This window comes from Enterobacter sp. MGH 24 (genome assembly GCF_000493015.1).
Lineage (GTDB): Bacteria > Pseudomonadota > Gammaproteobacteria > Enterobacterales > Enterobacteriaceae > Enterobacter.
Map to the genome: position 1 here is coordinate 3,409,543 of NZ_KI535657.1, position 17,266 is coordinate 3,426,808.

The 17,266-nt window shown below is 56.1% G+C and carries 19 protein-coding genes and 2 tRNA genes; 9 read left to right on the top strand and 12 right to left on the bottom strand.

The features are described from left to right. Positions 1-4 precede the first annotated feature (4 nt). Positions 5-817, top strand: coding sequence for a MetQ/NlpA family ABC transporter substrate-binding protein (locus L370_RS05915; protein WP_008500616.1), 813 nt, complete (start codon positions 5-7; stop codon positions 815-817). 110 nt (positions 818-927) lie between these two features. Beyond that, positions 928-1,137: a fumarate hydratase FumD gene (gene fumD / locus L370_RS05910; protein WP_008500615.1), complete on the top strand. Its 210-nt coding sequence runs from the start codon at positions 928-930 to the stop codon at positions 1,135-1,137. Here the strand turns inward: fumD and L370_RS05905 are convergent. Genes L370_RS05905 through L370_RS05895 form a run of 4 tightly spaced genes read right to left on the bottom strand, consistent with a single transcriptional unit; the run spans position 1,118 to position 4,199 of the window. Then, entirely contained in the window at positions 1,118-1,804 is a 687-nt protein-coding gene (locus L370_RS05905; RefSeq protein WP_023335419.1) for an amino acid ABC transporter permease, read from the bottom strand. The genes fumD and L370_RS05905 overlap by 20 nt on opposite strands. Beyond that, positions 1,788-2,564: an amino acid ABC transporter permease gene (locus L370_RS05900; protein ID WP_023335420.1), complete on the bottom strand. Its 777-nt coding sequence runs from the start codon at positions 2,562-2,564 to the stop codon at positions 1,788-1,790. The genes L370_RS05905 and L370_RS05900 overlap by 17 nt, the downstream gene beginning before the upstream one ends. Continuing rightward, the gene (locus L370_RS0122085; protein WP_023335421.1) at positions 2,564-3,379 is read right to left on the bottom strand and encodes an amino acid ABC transporter ATP-binding protein; all 816 of its coding nucleotides are present in this window, start codon (positions 3,377-3,379) and stop codon (positions 2,564-2,566) included. Before L370_RS0122085 ends, L370_RS05900 begins: the two co-directional genes overlap by 1 nt. A 1-nt stretch (position 3,380) precedes the next feature. Next, a complete protein-coding gene (locus tag L370_RS05895) occupies positions 3,381-4,199 on the bottom strand; it encodes an ABC transporter substrate-binding protein (protein ID WP_032639107.1) in 819 nt (272 codons plus the stop codon). A 257-nt stretch (positions 4,200-4,456) separates the two neighbouring features. On the opposite strand from L370_RS05895, the gene L370_RS23565 reads away from it, so the two are divergent. Further along, positions 4,457-4,624: a hypothetical protein gene (locus L370_RS23565; RefSeq protein ID WP_014831607.1), complete on the top strand. Its 168-nt coding sequence runs from the start codon at positions 4,457-4,459 to the stop codon at positions 4,622-4,624. 92 nt (positions 4,625-4,716) lie between these two features. On the opposite strand, the gene L370_RS23470 is transcribed toward L370_RS23565, so the two are convergent. After that, on the bottom strand, positions 4,717-4,857 hold the full coding sequence (locus tag L370_RS23470; RefSeq protein ID WP_023335423.1) for a hypothetical protein: 141 nt from the start codon (positions 4,855-4,857) through the stop codon (positions 4,717-4,719). A gap of 125 nt (positions 4,858-4,982) precedes the next feature. On the opposite strand from L370_RS23470, the gene L370_RS05880 reads away from it, so the two are divergent. Next, the gene (locus L370_RS05880) at positions 4,983-5,765 is read left to right on the top strand and encodes an MBL fold metallo-hydrolase (protein ID WP_023335424.1); all 783 of its coding nucleotides are present in this window, start codon (positions 4,983-4,985) and stop codon (positions 5,763-5,765) included. Between the two features lie 72 nt (positions 5,766-5,837). Beyond that, positions 5,838-6,473, top strand: a complete 636-nt coding sequence (locus tag L370_RS05875; protein WP_023335425.1) for a carbonic anhydrase — start codon at positions 5,838-5,840, stop codon at positions 6,471-6,473. A gap of 28 nt (positions 6,474-6,501) precedes the next feature. Here the strand turns inward: L370_RS05875 and L370_RS05870 are convergent, their stop codons facing one another. From L370_RS05870 to mdtK, 4 genes are all read right to left on the bottom strand, one after another. After that, positions 6,502-8,097 carry an FAD-NAD(P)-binding protein gene (locus L370_RS05870; RefSeq protein ID WP_023335426.1) on the bottom strand — a complete coding sequence of 532 codons (1,596 nt, stop codon included), beginning with the start codon at positions 8,095-8,097 and terminating at the stop codon, positions 6,502-6,504. Positions 8,098-8,215: 118 nt separating this feature from the next. Beyond that, positions 8,216-8,292 (bottom strand) — tRNA-Val (locus tag L370_RS05865). Positions 8,293-8,296: 4 nt separating this feature from the next. Continuing rightward, positions 8,297-8,373 (bottom strand) — tRNA-Val (locus L370_RS05860). Between the two features lie 153 nt (positions 8,374-8,526). Continuing rightward, positions 8,527-9,900 carry an MdtK family multidrug efflux MATE transporter gene (mdtK, locus tag L370_RS05855; RefSeq protein ID WP_032666598.1) on the bottom strand — a complete coding sequence of 458 codons (1,374 nt, stop codon included), beginning with the start codon at positions 9,898-9,900 and terminating at the stop codon, positions 8,527-8,529. A 225-nt stretch (positions 9,901-10,125) separates the two neighbouring features. Between mdtK and L370_RS05850 the strand changes: the two genes are divergently transcribed. Next, a complete protein-coding gene (locus L370_RS05850) occupies positions 10,126-10,770 on the top strand; it encodes a riboflavin synthase (protein ID WP_023311347.1) in 645 nt (214 codons plus the stop codon). A 30-nt stretch (positions 10,771-10,800) separates the two neighbouring features. Here the strand turns inward: L370_RS05850 and cfa are convergent, their stop codons facing one another. Together cfa and punC are read right to left on the bottom strand one after the other, a co-directional pair. Then, positions 10,801-11,949 (bottom strand): cyclopropane fatty acyl phospholipid synthase, encoded by a 1,149-nt coding sequence (cfa, locus tag L370_RS05845; protein ID WP_023335428.1) that lies wholly within the window; start codon positions 11,947-11,949, stop codon positions 10,801-10,803. Positions 11,950-12,247: 298 nt separating this feature from the next. Next, the gene (punC, locus tag L370_RS05840) at positions 12,248-13,447 is read right to left on the bottom strand and encodes a purine nucleoside transporter PunC (protein ID WP_023335429.1); all 1,200 of its coding nucleotides are present in this window, start codon (positions 13,445-13,447) and stop codon (positions 12,248-12,250) included. Between the two features lie 114 nt (positions 13,448-13,561). Here punC and punR point away from each other — a divergent pair, with 114 nt between their 5' ends. Then, a complete protein-coding gene (gene punR, locus L370_RS05835) occupies positions 13,562-14,473 on the top strand; it encodes a DNA-binding transcriptional activator PunR (RefSeq protein WP_023335430.1) in 912 nt (303 codons plus the stop codon). An 18-nt stretch (positions 14,474-14,491) separates the two neighbouring features. Here punR and purR read toward each other — a convergent pair whose 3' ends face one another. Then, positions 14,492-15,517, bottom strand: coding sequence for an HTH-type transcriptional repressor PurR (gene purR, locus L370_RS05830; RefSeq protein ID WP_023335431.1), 1,026 nt, complete (start codon positions 15,515-15,517; stop codon positions 14,492-14,494). A gap of 297 nt (positions 15,518-15,814) precedes the next feature. Between purR and L370_RS23475 the strand changes: the two genes are divergently transcribed. Together L370_RS23475 and L370_RS05820 are read left to right on the top strand one after the other, a co-directional pair. After that, entirely contained in the window at positions 15,815-15,904 is a 90-nt protein-coding gene (locus L370_RS23475) for a cytochrome bd-I oxidase subunit CydH (RefSeq protein ID WP_023335432.1), read from the top strand. A 164-nt stretch (positions 15,905-16,068) separates the two neighbouring features. Further along, on the top strand, positions 16,069-17,235 hold the full coding sequence (locus tag L370_RS05820; protein WP_023335433.1) for an MFS transporter: 1,167 nt from the start codon (positions 16,069-16,071) through the stop codon (positions 17,233-17,235). Positions 17,236-17,266: the final 31 nt, after the last annotated feature.

The window sequence follows — 17,266 nt, forward strand, 5'->3', positions numbered from 1 at the left end:
CATCATGAAAAAGACACTGACACTGATCGCCGCCGCAACCCTGAGCGCCCTGAGCTTCGCCTCCTGGGCCGACACCCTGACCGTGGGCGCATCCAACACGCCGCACGCCGAAATTCTGGAGCAGGCAAAGCCGATTCTGGCGAAGCAGGGTATCGACCTGGAGATTAAACCGTTCCAGGACTACATTCTGCCGAACACCGCGCTGGCGGGTCATGACATCGACGCGAACTATTTCCAGCATATCCCTTACCTGAACAGCGTGCTGAAAGATCATGCGGGCGATAAAGACTACGATTTTGTCAGTGCGGGTGCGATCCACATTGAGCCAATCGGCATCTACTCCAAAAAATACAAGTCGCTGAAGGACCTGCCGGAAGGTGGCAAGATCATCATGCGTGACGCGGTTTCTGAAGAGGGGCGCATTCTCTCCATCTTCGAGAAAGAGGGCGTGATTAAGCTAAAGCCGGGCATCGACAAAGTGACCGCGCGCATCAGCGACATCGTTGAGAACCCGAAAAAGCTGAAGTTCACGCCGAACGTGGAAGCCTCTCTGCTGCCGCAGATGTACAACAACAACGAAGGTGATGCGGTGGTGATCAACGCCAACTACGCGATTGACGCGGGTCTGGATCCGGTTCACGACCCGATTGCGGTAGAGAGCGGTGAAAATAACCCGTACGCCAACATCATTACCGTGCATCGCGGTGACGAGAAGAAGAAAGATATCGTTGCGCTGGTGAACGTGCTGCACTCGAAAGAGATTCAGGACTGGATCCGCACCAAGTACAAAGGCGCGGTCATCCCAGTAAACAACTAATTTACTGATTTTACAGATGAAGCCCGGCAAGTCTCTCGCCGGGCTTCTTTTTTGTATCCGGCAGGAGAATCATTTAAGCTCAACGTTTAAAAGGCAATGGAGTGATGACGATGGGTAACGTGACCAAAGATGAAGCGCTGTATCAGGAGATGTGCCGGGTGGTCGGGAAGGTGGTGCTTGAGATGCGTGATTTAGGGCAGGAGCCGAAGCATATTGTCATTGCCGGAGTCCTGCGTACCGCGCTGGCGAACCAGCGCGTTAAGCGCAGTGAACTGACAACTGAAGCGATGGAAACGGTGGTTAAAGCGCTGGCCGGGTAATGCGCCAGCGTTTCGCAAGCTGTTCGAGCGAGCAGCAGAGCAGGTAGTAGACCACGCCCGTAAAGATAAAAATGGCCGCCGGGTAGATTTGCACCCGGTTGTTGACCTGTCCCGCCACCGTGGTCAGCTCAGGAACGTTCACGATAAACGCCAGCGACGTATCCTTCAGCAGGCTGATAAATATCCCCACCAGCGACGGCAGAATATTCCTCAGCGCCTGCGGCAGCAGCACGCGCCACAGGGTTTGCTGCGTGCTGAAGCCCTGAGACAGGGCGGCCTCGTACTGCCCGGACGGTAGCGCATTAAGTCCGGCCAGCACCGAATGCATTACGGTTGCCGCGGTAAACCAGGCCAGGGCCAGCGTGACGGTCAGCGCCCCCGGCAGATCGCCTCCGGTCATAAGCGGCAGGAGATACCACATCCAGAAAATCACGAAGATGAGCGGGATACCGCGAATCAACTCTGCCCACAAAAAGAGGGCCTTTCGCACCAGCCCGGTAAAGCGCCAGGCCAGACACGCGAGCACTATGCCACCGGGCAGAGCGATGACGGCGGCCCCAACCGCCATCATCAACGAGAGCAGTACGCCCCCCGGTTCACCCGTTGCCGCGCGTCCCCACAGCAGGTAATCGAGGTTATCGGTGATGACGTTAAGTCCGGCAATCATGTTTCTCACTCCCTGAGGTGACGACGATCGGGCGCTTACGTTTCGCTTGAGGTCCGACGCGAACCAGCACCATCCCCATCGCCAGACCGGTCAGGAGATAGAGTGCGGTACCGAGGGTAAAGGCCTCCAGCGCGTGCGCGTTATAGCTCTCGATCTGCCTGACCTGATAGGTCAGCTCGGCAAAGCCAATTCCGCTGGCGAGCGACGAGAGCTTCATCAGATTCAGGTACTGGCCCACAACCGGCTGCCAGGCGTTGGCCAGCCCCTGCGGCAGAAGGATGTAACGAAACAGACGCCACGCGGAGAAACCCTGGGCGAGCGCCGCCTCCCGCTGTCCGGCCGGAACAGAACGCAATCCCGATTCCACTTCTTCAATTAAAAACGCCGAGGTAAAAACGCCCAACCCCCAGGCAGAACATAAAAATTCGGGCGTAAACCACCAGACGTCACCGGGCAGAATTGACCAGCTGTGATCCGCGTTCACCGCGTCGCGGAACGCCTGCGGCAGTCCGTTCCAGGCGGCAAAATACCAGAACAGCAGCTGCACCAGCAGCGGCGTATTGCGAAAAAGCGACACCCAGCCGCTGACGACCGCGTTCCCGAGGCGTCCGCCGGAAAGGCGCAGAAGCATAAAGAGCAGTGCGAGCAGGCTGGCCAGCAGCATCCCGGCAAGCGTTACCCACAGGGTGGTGAGGAATCCGGAGAGTATCCACTGCAGAGGCTGTCCGGTCAGTACCCCCTGCCAGTCGAGCGCGGGCATTACAGCTGCTCCTGGTGCAGCGGGTTGAGCACCTTTTGCAGGAACCGCTGCGCGCGCGGATGCGAGGGCTGGCTGAAAAACTGCGCCGGTGGCGCGGTTTCCAGAATTTGCCCGCCGTCGATAAACACAATCCGGTCGGCAATTTCCCGGGCAAACTGCATCTCGTGGGTCACCACGATCATCGTGATCCCGCTGTGGGCGAGGGCTTTCATCACGTACAGCACTTCACCAATCATCTCCGGATCCAGCGCGGAGGTGGGTTCATCGAACAGGATGATTTGCGGTGAAGAGGCCAGGGCGCGGGCAATCGCGACGCGCTGCTGCTGTCCACCGGAAAGCTCTGCCGGGAAATGGTGGGCTTTTTCCCGCATCCCGACTTTCTCGAGCAATGCCAGCGCGCGCTCATGGGCAGGCTGCGGCTTCCAGCCGTGAACGTGCTCCAGCGCCAGGGTGATGTTCTGGCTGGCGGTAAGATGGGCGTAAAGATTGAACTGCTGGAACACAAACCCCACGCGGCTGCGCAGCTGACGCAGCCCGGTACCGGAGAGCTTTCCTGTCGGCTTGTTGTCGACCAGAATCTCCCCGCCGCTCAGGGCTTCAAGCTGGTTGATGAGACGAATCAGGGTGGATTTACCGGAACCCGAAGGACCGAGGATGGCGACCACTTCACCGGGCGTAATGGTGAGGTTAATGTCGTTTAAAACCTGATGGTCACCGTAGCGTTTGTCCACATGACGAAACTCGACGCTAGCCTGTTCCAGATGTGAAAAATCCGCGGCACCGGCCGCGGAGTGTGAAAATAAACCTGAGAGCATATTACTTAGCTTCTATCTTAAAGGCGCGAGGCTGTGGAGCTGGGGTGCCTGGACCAAACCAGACGTCGTAGATTTTTGCCGCCTGGCCGTTCTTCTCGAGATTGACCAGCTCGTCGTTGACGGCCTTCAGCAGCGCCGTTTCACCTTTTTTCACCCCTACGCCAATCTCTTCTTTACTGAGCAGATCGGGCAGGATTTTGAAGTTCGCTTTGTCCGGCGCCTGCGCCAGCAGACCGGCCAGAATGGTGCTGTCCTGGGTAATGGCCTGCACGTTGCCGTTGCGCAGTGCCGTCAGCGCCAGGGGAATATCGTCATACGAGAGCACGCGTGACTGCGGGAAACGCTGGTGCAGCGCCTGCTCGCCCGTCGTTCCTTTGACCGCGCCAATACGCGCCCGGCTGTAGTCATCAAGCTTGTCCGGGGACTTAGCCGGGACCAGGAACTGCTGGCCGGTGACAAAGTAAGGCGTCGAGAAATCAATCACCTGCGCGCGTTCCGGGGTGATAGTGATATCCGCCACGATCAGGTCTGCTTTACCGGACTGCAGCAGCGGAATGCGGTTAGCCGGATTGGTGGCAACCAGTTCAAGCTTCACGCCGAGCGATTTTGCCAGCGCTTTGGCGAAATCCACGTCATAGCCCACGATCTCGTGCGTTTTTGCATCAATAGAGCCAAACGGCGGGTTGGCGTCAAAGGTGGCCACTTTCACCACCCCTGCGGCCTTAATATCGGCCAGCTGATCGGCCTGCGCCTGCGCTGAAAGCAGGCTGCCCGCCGCCAGTAATCCCAGAACCCATGTCCGTTTGGTAAACCCTTTCATGTTTGCTGCCATAGTCATTCGCCATCCCATTGTTTTTGTTTTACCCCGCTACGCTCCCATAAGCGAAAGCTATCGCCAAATAAGAAATCGTTCTTTGCTATGAGCAAAAAAGCATTAGTGAACAAGGTGTTAATGAAGAGTGAAAAGAACGGGAGGCTATTTGCAAATCCTGCACATCGACAGTGGATTTTGGTATTTCCCCCGCGCGAGGTTTGGGTGTTTAACTTAAGGCAGACACGGCGAGAGAGGGTAAGACGATGAAAAAGTGGATCAGCACGTTACGGCGGTTTTTTGCGACCCGACCAGTGAATGCGGAGAACAGCGCGCAACGTGTTCTTGAGTCAATACTGCCTGTCGCCAGCCTGTATGGCGTGGACGTTGCCAACATTGACCCGGAGTGGTTCCATGATAAAACGTCACGCTGAACTGCGCCGCACGCGCGAAACGTACTGGAACGAGGTGTGCGTGACGTTTAACGAGTGAAATAAAAAAGCACCGGTTTCCCGGTGCTTTTTTATTAGATCTTGCAGGCGTCGCCGCAGTCGTCGTCGGCGACAATCGCCTGCGCTTTTTTGTCTGCATCGTCCAGACGTTCCGCATTACGCTCTTCGGCTTCATCCAGACCGTTAAAGACTAAGTTATCGAGATCAATATCCATGTGGCACCTGCTCTGTTCAGTTTTTGATACTGGCACAGTATAGGGTAAAAAACGCCAGCAATGTACCTCGCAGCACATAAGGATAATCCCTGCCATACTCAGTGCTTTATCGCTGAGGAGCGCTCATGATTACACTCTGTAAAACCTGTGGCACCGCCTACGATACGCAGCCGGACAGTTGCCCAATTTGCGAGGACGAGCGCCAGTATGTGCCCGCAACGGGCCAGGCGTGGACCGATCTCGACACCGTCACCGCCACGCATACCAACAAATGGCAGCAGCTGGAGCCGCGGCTGTTTGGGATCAAAACGGTGCCAGCGTTTGCGATCAACCAGCGGGCGCTGCTCCTGCAAACGCCCCACGGGAATATTCTCTGGGACTGCATCGCCAACCTCGACCCTGCAACCAAAACGCTCATTACCGCCCTCGGCGGCATCAGCGCAATTGCGATTTCACATCCGCACTATTACACCACGATGCAGGAGTGGGCGGCGGCGTTTGATGCGCCGGTGTACCTGCACGCCAGCGACAGAGAGTGGGTCATGCGCGACAGCCCGGCGATTCATTTCTGGGATGGCGATGCGCTGGAGATTTTCCCGTCGGTCACCCTGCTGCGTCTGGGCGGGCATTTTGCCGGTGGAACGGTGCTGCACTGGCAGGAGGGGGATGGGGTGTTGCTGGTGGGCGATATTCTGCAGGTGACGCCGGGTAAAGACGCCGTCTCGTTTATGTGGAGCTATCCGAATTATCTTCCGCTGCCGGCCCGCACCGTGGCGTCGGTGGTGAGTCATCTCGAAGGCAAAACCTTTGAACGTCTTTACGGCGCGTTTGAAGGACAGAACATCCAGGCCAGTGCGGACGAGATTGTGCAGCGGTCGGGCCAGAAATATATTGCTTGTCTGAAGTAAACCACGATGGGTAAACTTTACGAGTGTGATCGCGATCATACCTAAACTAAAACAGATAAAAGAGACATTGCTATGCAACATATCATTGAAGGTTTTCTCAGCTTTCAAAAAGAGATTTTCCCGCAACGTAAAGAACTCTTCCGCAGTTTAGCGTCCAGCCAGAATCCCAAAGCGCTGTTCATCTCATGCTCCGACAGCCGTCTGGTCCCGGAACTGGTCACCCAGCAAGAGCCAGGACAACTCTTTGTCATTCGTAATGCTGGCAACATTGTGCCGCCGTTCGGACCGGAGCCTGGCGGTGTGTCAGCCACCATCGAATACGCCGTGGTGGCGCTGGGCGTCACGGATATCGTGATTTGTGGTCACTCCAACTGTGGCGCGATGAAGGCGATTGCCGATAACGCGAACCTGGAGCCGATGCCTGCTGTGTCACACTGGCTGCGCTATTCCGACGCGGCGAAAGCCGTGGTTGAGAAGAAAACCTGGGATAAGCCGATCGATAAGGTCAATGCGATGGTGCAGGAGAACGTGTTTGCGCAGCTGAGCAACATTAAGACCCACCCGTCCGTTGCGGTGGGCCTGCGTAATAATTCCATCCGACTGCACGGCTGGGTGTACGACATTGAAAGCGGCAAAATCCTCGCGCTGGATAAAGAGACGAAAACCTTCGTTTCGCTGTCTGAAAACCCGGAAGTCTTCTTCGAGTAATCAGCAACAGCAGGGCATGGAAGCCCTGTCAGTTCTCAATATACGGTAATCTCCGCCGCGATCCTGACGCGGGTTTTTCCGCCGCCTTCGCCATTGCTTCCGCAATCTCTGCACACTCCGCCAGCCCCTGAACGAAGGGACGATCGTGCATCAGCCACGGTATCGCGCCGAAGGCGATGCGCCCGCGAACGGTGTCAGGCGCTTTTAAGGTGTAATCCTCGCCGATGTCGGGTATCTCTTCGCCCGTGGCTTCCAGCTGCTTGCGCAGCGTCGGAAAGGGCAGGTCTTTCGTTTTGAGCGGCTTTTGCCCGCGCGCATCAATAAAAACGTCGAAACGGTAAACGGTCTCTTGTGTGGTGATTACCGTTCGATCGCTGCCGACATCCAGCGTGTAATCGTCACCGAGCGTCGCCACGCTGATGATGCCGGCTTCGCGAAGCGCGAGCAGCCTGCGGATAGACTGCGGAGGAATGGCCGCATAGTTGTCGATAAATACGCGGGCGAGGCCTTGCTTAAAGCGCTCTCTGTCCCGTTCGTTGAGGTGGGGAACAATCTCCTGAACCACCTCATGCAGCCGAAGCACGGTATAGCGCCAGGCTACGGTGCGCCGCTCGCGTTTGTTCCGCTCAACCTCGTTGAGATTTTCTTCCGCCCAGGTAAAGGGGCCGTGCCGTTTACGATCCTCAAACCAGGCCTCACGGATGCTGTCCGCGTTCTGCTTATGCAGCGATATTTTCTCGCTCCACGTCGGGTCAGCGAGCTGAAGCTCTTTCACCATCAGGGTAAATATACGGTCGAGCAGGCCATCCGATCCTTTGGCAATCTCGCTTTCAGCCGCGCGTTCGGTCAGTACCGACAGCGGTTCGTAGGGGATAGGGCAGTAAAAATCGGCTTCCGGCAGAATGCCCGTCCGGGACATCAGGACAATGTTTAATGCCTCGCTGCCCTTATCCAGCACGAATTTATCGTCTCGAAACGCGCCGTGCTGCATCACTACCGCCATGGCCGCGTCGAGACCGCTTAACGATGTCCCCATAATACCGACGCGGCAGGGAGGAATCCTGGCGTCCATCAGTCCGGACCAGGGGCTTGGGAAGAACGTGCGCGTGGCCTCCTCCTCATCTGGCCAGACGTGGCCGGTGGCGATAACCGCCAGGTCGAATTGATCGGGCAAGACGCTGCCGTTTACGGAAAGCGTAACGCCGGCTGTCGCTGGAATGATGTCGGTGACCTTCGCAGATTCATGGACATCAACGTTGAATCCCCGCTTTTTTGCCTCTTTAACGATGGAGAGAAAGCTGTCGCGGAAATACTCGCCCAACAAGAGCCTGGGCAGGAACTGTCTGTCATGCAGGCGGGCTTTATCAACCCTGAAACGCGCAAGATGAGCGTCACTCTGTTCCTTGAGCCAGTCGAGGTAGGTCATAAAAATGGGCGGGATTTCAATGCTCGCAATGTTCGCCAGCATCAGCCGGGAATTATCGTCATCGTTATAGGGCATGCCCACGCCAGCGTCTTCGGCTTGTTCAAAGATGGAAACTGAGAGCGGGGTGCTGTTTTTAAGGAGATGATAAAAAGTATAAATCCCTGTGGGGCCGGAGCCGATAATCGCGATTTTCTTCATCGACGGTCTTCCTGTTTTTTTTCCATAAGAAAAGCGTAGCAGGAGAACAATGATGAAAATAAGGGATTAGGAAAAATCAGGATATCAGAAGAGGATTTGCACCATTCCAAGACTGAAATGGTGCGTCCGAGTGGACTCGAACCACCGACCCCCACCATGTCAAGGTGGTGCTCTAACCAACTGAGCTACGGACGCAGAATGGTGCGTTCAATTGGACTCGAACCAACGACCCCCACCATGTCAAGGTGGTGCTCTAACCAACTGAGCTATGAACGCAACGTGTTGTCGGTGACAACGGGGACGAATATTAGCGGCACAGCATCGAGGTGGCAAGAGGGAAAATGCATTTTTCTCTCTGATTTCACGCGATTGCTTCATTACCGCGCAAAGTGAAGAGAAAGTAGCCGCCGGGTGGCGGCTACTGCGTCGTTAACGTGCCGCGCGCTGCAAAATGACCGTTGACGGCTGGCGTTGCAGGAAGCGCATTCGCATCATCATCATAATCGCTGCCGACGTCAGGCCGATGATAAAGCCCATCCAGAACCCTGCCGGGCCCATGCGCTCAACCACTAAATCAGTCAGAGCCAGAATATAGCCACACGGCAGGCCTAGCACCCAGTAGGCGATGAAGGTGATAAAGAAGATCGAACGCGTGTCTTTGTATCCGCGCAGCACGCCGCTGCCAATCACCTGGATGGAGTCAGAAATCTGGTAAATTGCGGCCAGCAGCATCAGGTGCGAGGCCAGCGCGACCACTTCCGGGTTGTCGTTATAGAGCAGGGCAATCTGCTCGCGTAACGCAACGGTAAAAAGTGCCGTACAGGCAGCCATACAAACACCCACGCCTAACCCCGTCCGGGCGGCCGTTTGCGCATCCAGGGTTGAGCCCTGTCCCAGGCGGAAGCCCACGCGAATTGTTACCGCCGCGGCCAGCGACATCGGCAGGACGAACATCAGAGAGCTGAAGTTCAGCGCAATCTGGTGCCCGGCCACGTTCACAATGCCCAGCGGGGAGACCAGCAGGGCGACCACGGCAAACAGGGTCACCTCAAAGAACAGCGCCAGGGCAATCGGCAACCCTAACTGCACCAGACGCGTCATGATGCTCCAGTCCGGCGTGCTAAATCTGTTCTCGTTGCGAATATCGCGCATGGAACGGGCGCGTTTTACAAAGACGATCATCGAGAAGAACATCACCCAGTAAACGGCTGCCGTCGCCACGCCGCAGCCGACGCCCCCCAGTTCGGGCATCCCGAAATGACCGTAAATAAAGACATAGTTCACCGGAATGTTGACCAGCAAACCGATAAAGCCCATCACCATCCCGGGCTTGGTTTTCGCCAGGCCTTCGCACTGGTTACGCGCCACCTGGAAAAAGAGGTAGCCAGGGGCACCCCAGAGCAGGGCGCGCAGATAGCCCACGGCTTTATCAGCCAGTGCCGGGTCAATGTTATGCATAGCGCGAATAATATGACCCGCATTCCAGAGCACGACCATGATCAGCAGGGAGACAAACCCTGCCAGCCAGAAACCCTGACGGACCTGATGGGCAATGCGCTCGCGACGACCCGAGCCATTGAGCTGAGCGATAACAGGCGTGAGCGCGAGCAGCAGACCGTGGCCGAACAGGATGGCCGGAAGCCAGATTGACGTGCCGATAGCTACGGCCGCCATATCGGTGGCGCTATAGCCACCTGCCATTACCGTATCCACAAATCCCATTGCGGTCTGGGCCACTTGCGCGACGATCACTGGTATAGCCAGTGCCAATAGCTGGCGCGCTTCATTCATGTACTTCTGCACGTGAACACCTTTATTTTGTAGTTATTTGAGCGAGTAAAAAAGCCGCCGAAACGGGCAGCAAGAAGAAAATGCAGGGGGGTGCCAGCTATTGTAGCGGGCTTTAGCTATTTATCTAGTGAAAAAATCGCCAGAAAATGCGCTCTGCTGGCAACCTCTTTTTCCAACTGTTATTGTGGTGGGATTAAACGGTGTCACCACCGTCCGGAAAAAACAGGAGTTGTAAGCATGTTTACTGGCATTGTGCAGGGCACCGCCAAAGTGGTGTCCATTGATGAAAAACCTAATTTCCGTACTCACGTAGTTGAGCTGCCGGAATATATGCTTGAGGGCATTGAAACCGGTGCGTCAATTGCCCATAACGGCTGCTGCCTGACCGTTACCGAGATTAACGGCAACCAGATTAGCTTTGATTTAATGAAAGAGACGCTGCGCATCACCAACCTGGGCGAGCTGGCGGTGGGAGATACCGTCAACGTTGAGCGGGCGGCCAAGTTCAGCGATGAGATTGGCGGCCACCTGATGTCCGGGCACATTATGACCACCGCTGAAGTGGCAAAAATCGTGACCTCGGAAAATAACCGTCAAATCTGGTTTAAAATGCAGGATCCCTCATTAATGAAATACATCCTCTATAAAGGATTTATTGGCATTGATGGGATTAGCCTGACGGTGGGGGAAGTAACGCCAACGCGTTTTTGCGTGCATTTAATTCCCGAAACGCTGCAGCGCACCACGCTGGGTGCGAAAAAACTGGGGCATCGCGTGAATATCGAAATCGATCCGCAAACCCAGGCGGTGGTGGATACGGTTGAGCGCGTGCTGGCCGCAAAAGAAGCCGCAATAATAAAGACCGCCGCAGAAGAAGAATAAAAAATAACCCCGGGCTTCCGGGGTTATTTTTTAGCGTGCGACACGGAGTCCGTGTTCAATCCCACGGCTGAAGACCACCTGCCAGAGCTGAATATCCCGTGCGCGAAACGCTCCCGCGCAGGCATTCAGATAATAGCTAAACATCCGCCTGAATCGTTCAGAATAGTTGTCCGCAATCTCAGGCCAGGTCTCCTGGAAACGCGCATGCCATGCCATCAACGTGGTGTCGTAATCCGCGCCAAAGTTATGCCAGTCTTCCATCACGAAATGGGGTTCACTGGCGTTGGCAATCTGGCGGACGGACGGTAAACAGCCATTCGGAAAGATGTATTTGTTGATCCACGGATCGACGTTATTGTCGGTCCGCTTAGAGCCGATGGTGTGCAGCAGGAAGATGCCGTCCGGTTTCAGATTACGATCCACCACCTCAAAATAGGTAGCGTAGTTTTTCGGCCCGACGTGCTCGAACATGCCGACGGAAACGATCCGGTCAAACTGTTCGTTCAGGTCACGGTAATCCTGCAGCCGGATATCGACATCAAGGCCCTGGCAGCGCTCCCGCGCCATTTTTTGCTGTTCCGCTGAAATTGTCACGCCGACGACGCTGACGCCGTAGTGCTTCGCCATAAAATACGCCAGCCCGCCCCAGCCACAGCCGATATCCAGCACGCGCATACCGGGCTGCAGCTGCAGCTTCTCGCTAATCAGACGCAGCTTAGCCTGCTGAGCCTCTTCAAGCGTCGAGGCCTCTTTCCAGTAGGCGCAGGAGTATTGCATGAAAGGGTCCAGCATACGGCTGAACAGGTCATTGCCAAGATCGTAGTGTTCTTTGCCAACGATCCACGCGCGTTTTTTACTTTGCAGATTGAACAGTCGGGCAGAGGCGACACGCAGGGTGTCTTTCAGATTGCGAGGGAGTTGATTTTCAAGACCGGCACGCAGCACGCTGGCGAAAAAGGTATCCAGACGTTCGCACTCCCACCAGCCGTCCATATAGCTTTCTCCCAGGCCTAACGATCCCTCCCGCAGCACGCGTTTAAAAAAGTCGGGATGTTTAACCTGAGGATCGGATGGTGATGATCCATTGATAGTGATGCCTGCTCGACCTAACAGTTCACTGACGATCCGGGACCAGTTATCGTCCGGAACGCTGACTTCTTCTATACACGATGAACTCATAGCTTCTCCATCACCCTACTGTGATCAGAACCTTAAAACAGCGTAGACGCTTTTTTTGGTTTGTGAGAAATCTCACGGTAAATACCGCGAGGCTAATATCCGACGTAGAACAGAGGAAGGGAGATAACCCTTGCCGAAATGCCTTCCATGGTAAAACGGGAGCGCTCCGGCTCCCGTTAACACTTAATATTTATCGTATTTAATCGAACCAAATTTAGTATAGGCCTCAAAATTTGGTGATTCAATAGAAAATTCTTAGCAACCTAATCACTGAAAATTAACATGATTTCCGGCGCGATTATGCATGTGACGTTTCAGCCTGAGCGCGGTTAGCCTGCTCACGCTGCGCGGAGGCCTGCATGCGATAGCCCATCACCGCCAGCGCAACGGTCACCAGCATCACGCTGGTGGTGGTCAGGAGCGGCGTAGCAATCAGCGCAGAGACCACCAGACTTGCCAGGAAGCACAGCCCCAGCTGCAGGGTGTTCTGCAGCGCGGCGGCGCGGCCCGTCGCCTGCGGGAAGGGGCGCAGCGCCTGGGCCACAACAATCGGGTAAATCGCCCCGTTCGCGACGGCCATCACGCAGAATGGGATCAAAATTTCGGCCAGACCGGCACCCGGAATAAAGCCAACGGCCCAGGTCCCAATGACGCTCAGCGCATACAGCACCAGCAGCCATGGCAGCATCTGCTGACCTTCCCACTTTTGCAGCGCCGCGCGACAGCCGTACCCGCCCACCAGGAACGCAATGGTCTGCGGAACATAGCTCAGGCCGATGGCTGCCGGGCTGTAGCCCATATCATGCAGAATGAACGGCGAGCCGGTGAGCCACGCGAAGAAGCTTGCCGAGCAGGCGGCATAGATCAGGACATTACCGCGATACGCTGTGGTGCTGAGCAGGGAAGTGAAGGTAATCGGCTTCGCGTCAGCATGGGCTTCTTTTTTATGCGCGGGCTTGAGGGCGAACGCCGGCAGCATCAGTACCAGGGTAATGGCAAACAGCGTGGCGAAGATGGCCTGCCAGTCGAAATGCGCGAGGATCCAGCTGCCCAGCAGAGGGGCGAGGGCTGGTGAGAGACCTACCAGCGGCATAATGGTGGCGAAAATACGGTTAGTGCGGTTAGCCGGGTAATAGTCGGTGACCAGCGCCTGCCAGGTCACGGCCGCGGCACAGACGCCCACGGCCTGAATAAAACGCAGCACCAGCAGCCAGGTGGCATCACGTACCCATAACATCCCCAGGCAGCCCACGGCAAAAATGGCCAGGCCCAGCAGCAGTACCGGTTTACGACCAAAGCGATCCGAGAGCGGTCCCCAGAGCAGCTGTGCGAAAGCAAAACCGGCGAGGAACAAACTCAGGCTGGCGCTGATAGCGGCAGCGGGGGTTTGCAGATCTTCCTGCATGGCGGCAAACGCCGGCAGGTACATATCGGTGGCCAAAAAGCCCAGCACGCTTAAGCCGCCGAGCCAGACTAAAAAACCGTTCCTGGGTTGCATTATTTTATTCTCCTGAGGAGGCAGGTATACATTGGCGCTGAGTGTAGGGAGTGCAAAGCCGCTTGTGAAACGCTAATATTTGGCGGGTGCATTCAAATTTTTTGCAGGCAGAAAATGTGGTCAGATTATTCTCTTGAAGTGGTCGATGCTGTCGCGCGTAACGGCAGCTTTAGTGGTGCAGCGCAGGAGCTGCACCGCGTCCCTTCGGCAATCAGCTACACGGTGCGTCAGCTGGAGGAGTGGCTGGCGGTTCCGCTGTTTGAACGGCGGCATCGTGATGTGGAATTAACGCCCGCAGGCGCGTGGTTTTTGAAGGAAGGGCGTTCTGTTATCAAAAAAATGCAGATCACCCGCGAACAGTGTCAGCAGATCGCTAACGGCTGGCGGGGACATCTTTCCATCGCGGTGGATAACATCGTTAAGCCGGAACGCACCCGGCAGATGATCGTCGACTTCTATCGTCATTTCTCTGACGTCGAACTGCGGGTTTCGCAGGAGGTGTTCAACGGCGTCTGGGATGCGCTGGCGGACGGCAGGGCAGAGATGGCGATCGGGGCCACGCAGGCGATCCCGGTCGGGGGACGTTACGCCTTTCGCGATATGGGAATGCTGAGCTGGAAGTGCGTGGTGGCAAGCGATCATCCGCTGGCGGCGATGGAAGGGCCGCTGAGCGATGACACGCTGCGCAACTGGCCGTCGCTGGTGCTGGAGGATACGTCCCGTTCATTGCCCAAGCGTATCACCTGGCTTCTGGACAACCAGCGGCGGGTGGTGGCCCCTGACTGGGAATCGTCGGCAACGTGCCTCAGTGCCGGGCTGTGCGTCGCGATGGTGCCCGTTCATTTTGCGCGTCCGCGCATCGATACCGGAGAATGGGTTGAACTGACGCTGGATAATCCGTTCCCGGATGCGGCCTGCTGCCTCACCTGGCAGCAAAATGATGTCTCGCCTGCGATGGCCTGGCTGCTGGATTATCTGGGAGACAGCGAAACGCTGAACCGGGAATGGTTACGGGGGCCAGCATAGCTGGCCCCCGTAAAGCGATTAACGACGGTAGTCGCGGAACGGACCATCCGCAACGGAACGGCGTTCGATAAGACGCGGGTGAACTTCAATGGACTGCGACTCTTCACGCTTGTTGACGATCCTGTCCATCAGCATATTGAAGGCCGTTTCGCCCAGCGAATCTTTCGGCTGGTGAATGGTGGTCAATGCTGGCGTGAAGAAACGCGCGTTACGCACGTTGTCATACCCGATCACGGAAATATCCTGCGGGACGCGCAGGCCCAGCTCGTCGGCGGCGCAGAGCGCGCCCATTGCCATGATGTCACCTCCGCAGAACACGGCGGTTGGACGGTGCGGCTGGGAGACAATCTGCTGCATCGCGCGGTATCCCGACTCCGGCTCAAAGTCGCCCTGCACAATCCAGTTTTCCGGCACGTTGATCAGCGCTTCTTCCATCGCTTTCATAAAACCAGCCAGACGGCCCGCGCCGGTGTTGCGCTCCAGCGGACCGGGGATCACGCCAATCTCTCGGTGACCGCGTTCGATCAGATAACGACCGGCCATATAGCCGCCTTCAAAGGCGTTGTCGATAACTGAATCGGTGAAGTCAGCGCGTGCTTCGCCCCAGTCCATCACTACCATCGGAATATGGCGATACTCTTCCAGCATGGACAGCACGGACTCCGGATACTCGGAACACATTACCAGCAGGCCATCAACGCGCTTTTGCGCCATCATTGACAGGTAGGCGCGCTGTTTTTCAATGCTGTTCCACGCGTTGCCCAGAATCAGGGTATAGCCTTTCTGGAAGCAGTTTTTCTCAACCGCTTCAATGATCTCGGCAAAATAGGCCGCTTCACTGCTGGTCGCCAGCAATCCAATGGACTTGGTGTGATTAACCTTGAGGCTACGCGCAACCGCACTTGGCGAATAGTGCAGCTCTTTGATTGCTGCCCAGACGGCATTGCGCGTCTCTTCCGCCACAAAGCGGGTTTTGTTAATTACATGTGATACGGTTGTAGTGGAAACGTTTGCGCGTTTTGCTACGTCTTTAATTGTTGCCATTAAATGTCACTCCAGACCATATCCTAAGCTCCTGAAAAACCTGAAGGTAAACGTTTGCCTTCTCTCACCCTTATCTCGCAATCTTGAATTGCGGCACGCCGGGAAAACGACACGGGACGTCAGGAGGGGGTCAATGGCCGGTACGCTAATAAATTTAGCGTGGAATTTTGTCCTATCTTGATGAAAAGGGGAAGAGGTAAAGTGGTTATCAGTATAAATCCAGGAAGATTTTTGATGTAATCTGTGCAAAAATGAGCAAGCTCACTTTTCGTGGGGGGATTAAAAGGAGAAAAATTGATGAGTACCGATCTGAAGTTTTCGTTGTTCACCACCATTGTTGTGCTGGCTCTGATTGTCGCGGCCGGTCTGACGGCTGCGCTGCACTGATTTACGCGGAGGGAGAGCCTTCTCCCCCCCGACTCCCCCGGATTGTTACTTCTCTGGCAAAAATCTTTTGCCATTTTGTTAACTTCTCATTTTTTGTGATTGATGTCATGCTTTCCACTTCTTTGTTCTGTGTCACCACATGACACGGCATCCGGAGTTGACGCATGAAAATCAATTTTCCCCTGCTGGCCCTGGCGATTGGCGCTTTTGGGATTGGCACCACTGAATTCTCCCCGATGGGGTTACTGCCTGTTATAGCCCGGGGCGTAGATGTCTCTATCCCTGCGGCAGGGATGTTAATTAGCGCCTATGCTATCGGCGTGATGGTCGGGGCGCCGCTGATGACGCTTCTGCTTTCGCACCGCGCGCGACGCAGTGCGCTGATTTTCCTGATGGCGATCTTCACCCTGGGCAACGTGCTTTCGGCCATTGCGCCGGACTACACCACATTGATGCTGTCCCGTATTCTGACCAGCCTTAACCACGGCGCGTTCTTTGGGCTGGGGTCGGTCGTGGCTGCCAGCGTGGTGCCAAAACATAAGCAGGCGAGCGCCGTGGCAACCATGTTTATGGGGCTAACGATTGCCAACATCGGCGGGGTCCCTGCGGCAACCTGGCTGGGAGAAGCGATCGGGTGGCGTATGTCCTTCCTGGCGACCGCCGGGCTGGGCGTGATTGCGATGGTAGCGCTGTTCTTCTCTCTGCCGAAAGGCAGCGCCGGAGAACGTCCGGAAGTGCGTAAAGAGCTGGCGGTGCTGATGCGCCCGCAGGTGCTTTCCGCGCTGCTTACCACCGTTCTCGGGGCAGGGGCGATGTTTACTCTCTACACCTACATTTCACCGGTATTGCATGACATCACCCACGCAACGCCTCTCTTTGTGACCGCGATGCTGGTGCTGATTGGCGTGGGCTTCTCGATTGGCAACTATCTCGGCGGGAAATTTGCCGACCGTTCCGTGAGCGGGACGCTGAAGGGCTTCTTAACCCTGCTGATTGTCATCATGGTTGCCATTCCGTGGCTGGCGCGTAATGAGTTCGGGGCCGCGATTGCGATGGTCGTCTGGGGTGCCGCGACCTTTGCCGTGGTGCCGCCATTGCAGATGCGCGTGATGCGCGTCGCGCATGAAGCGCCGGGACTTTCATCTTCCGTGAATATCGGTGCGTTTAACCTGGGTAATGCCCTGGGCGCCGCGGCCGGTGGGGCCGTGATTTCCGGTGGTCTGGGATACAGCTTTGTGCCGGTGATGGGGGCGATTATTGCCGCGCTCGGCCTGCTGCTGGTGATGATGTCGGGTCGTAAACAGCCTGAAGCAGCCTGCGCTGCGGAATAAACCAAAAACGCAGAAGGGCGAACCCTTCTGC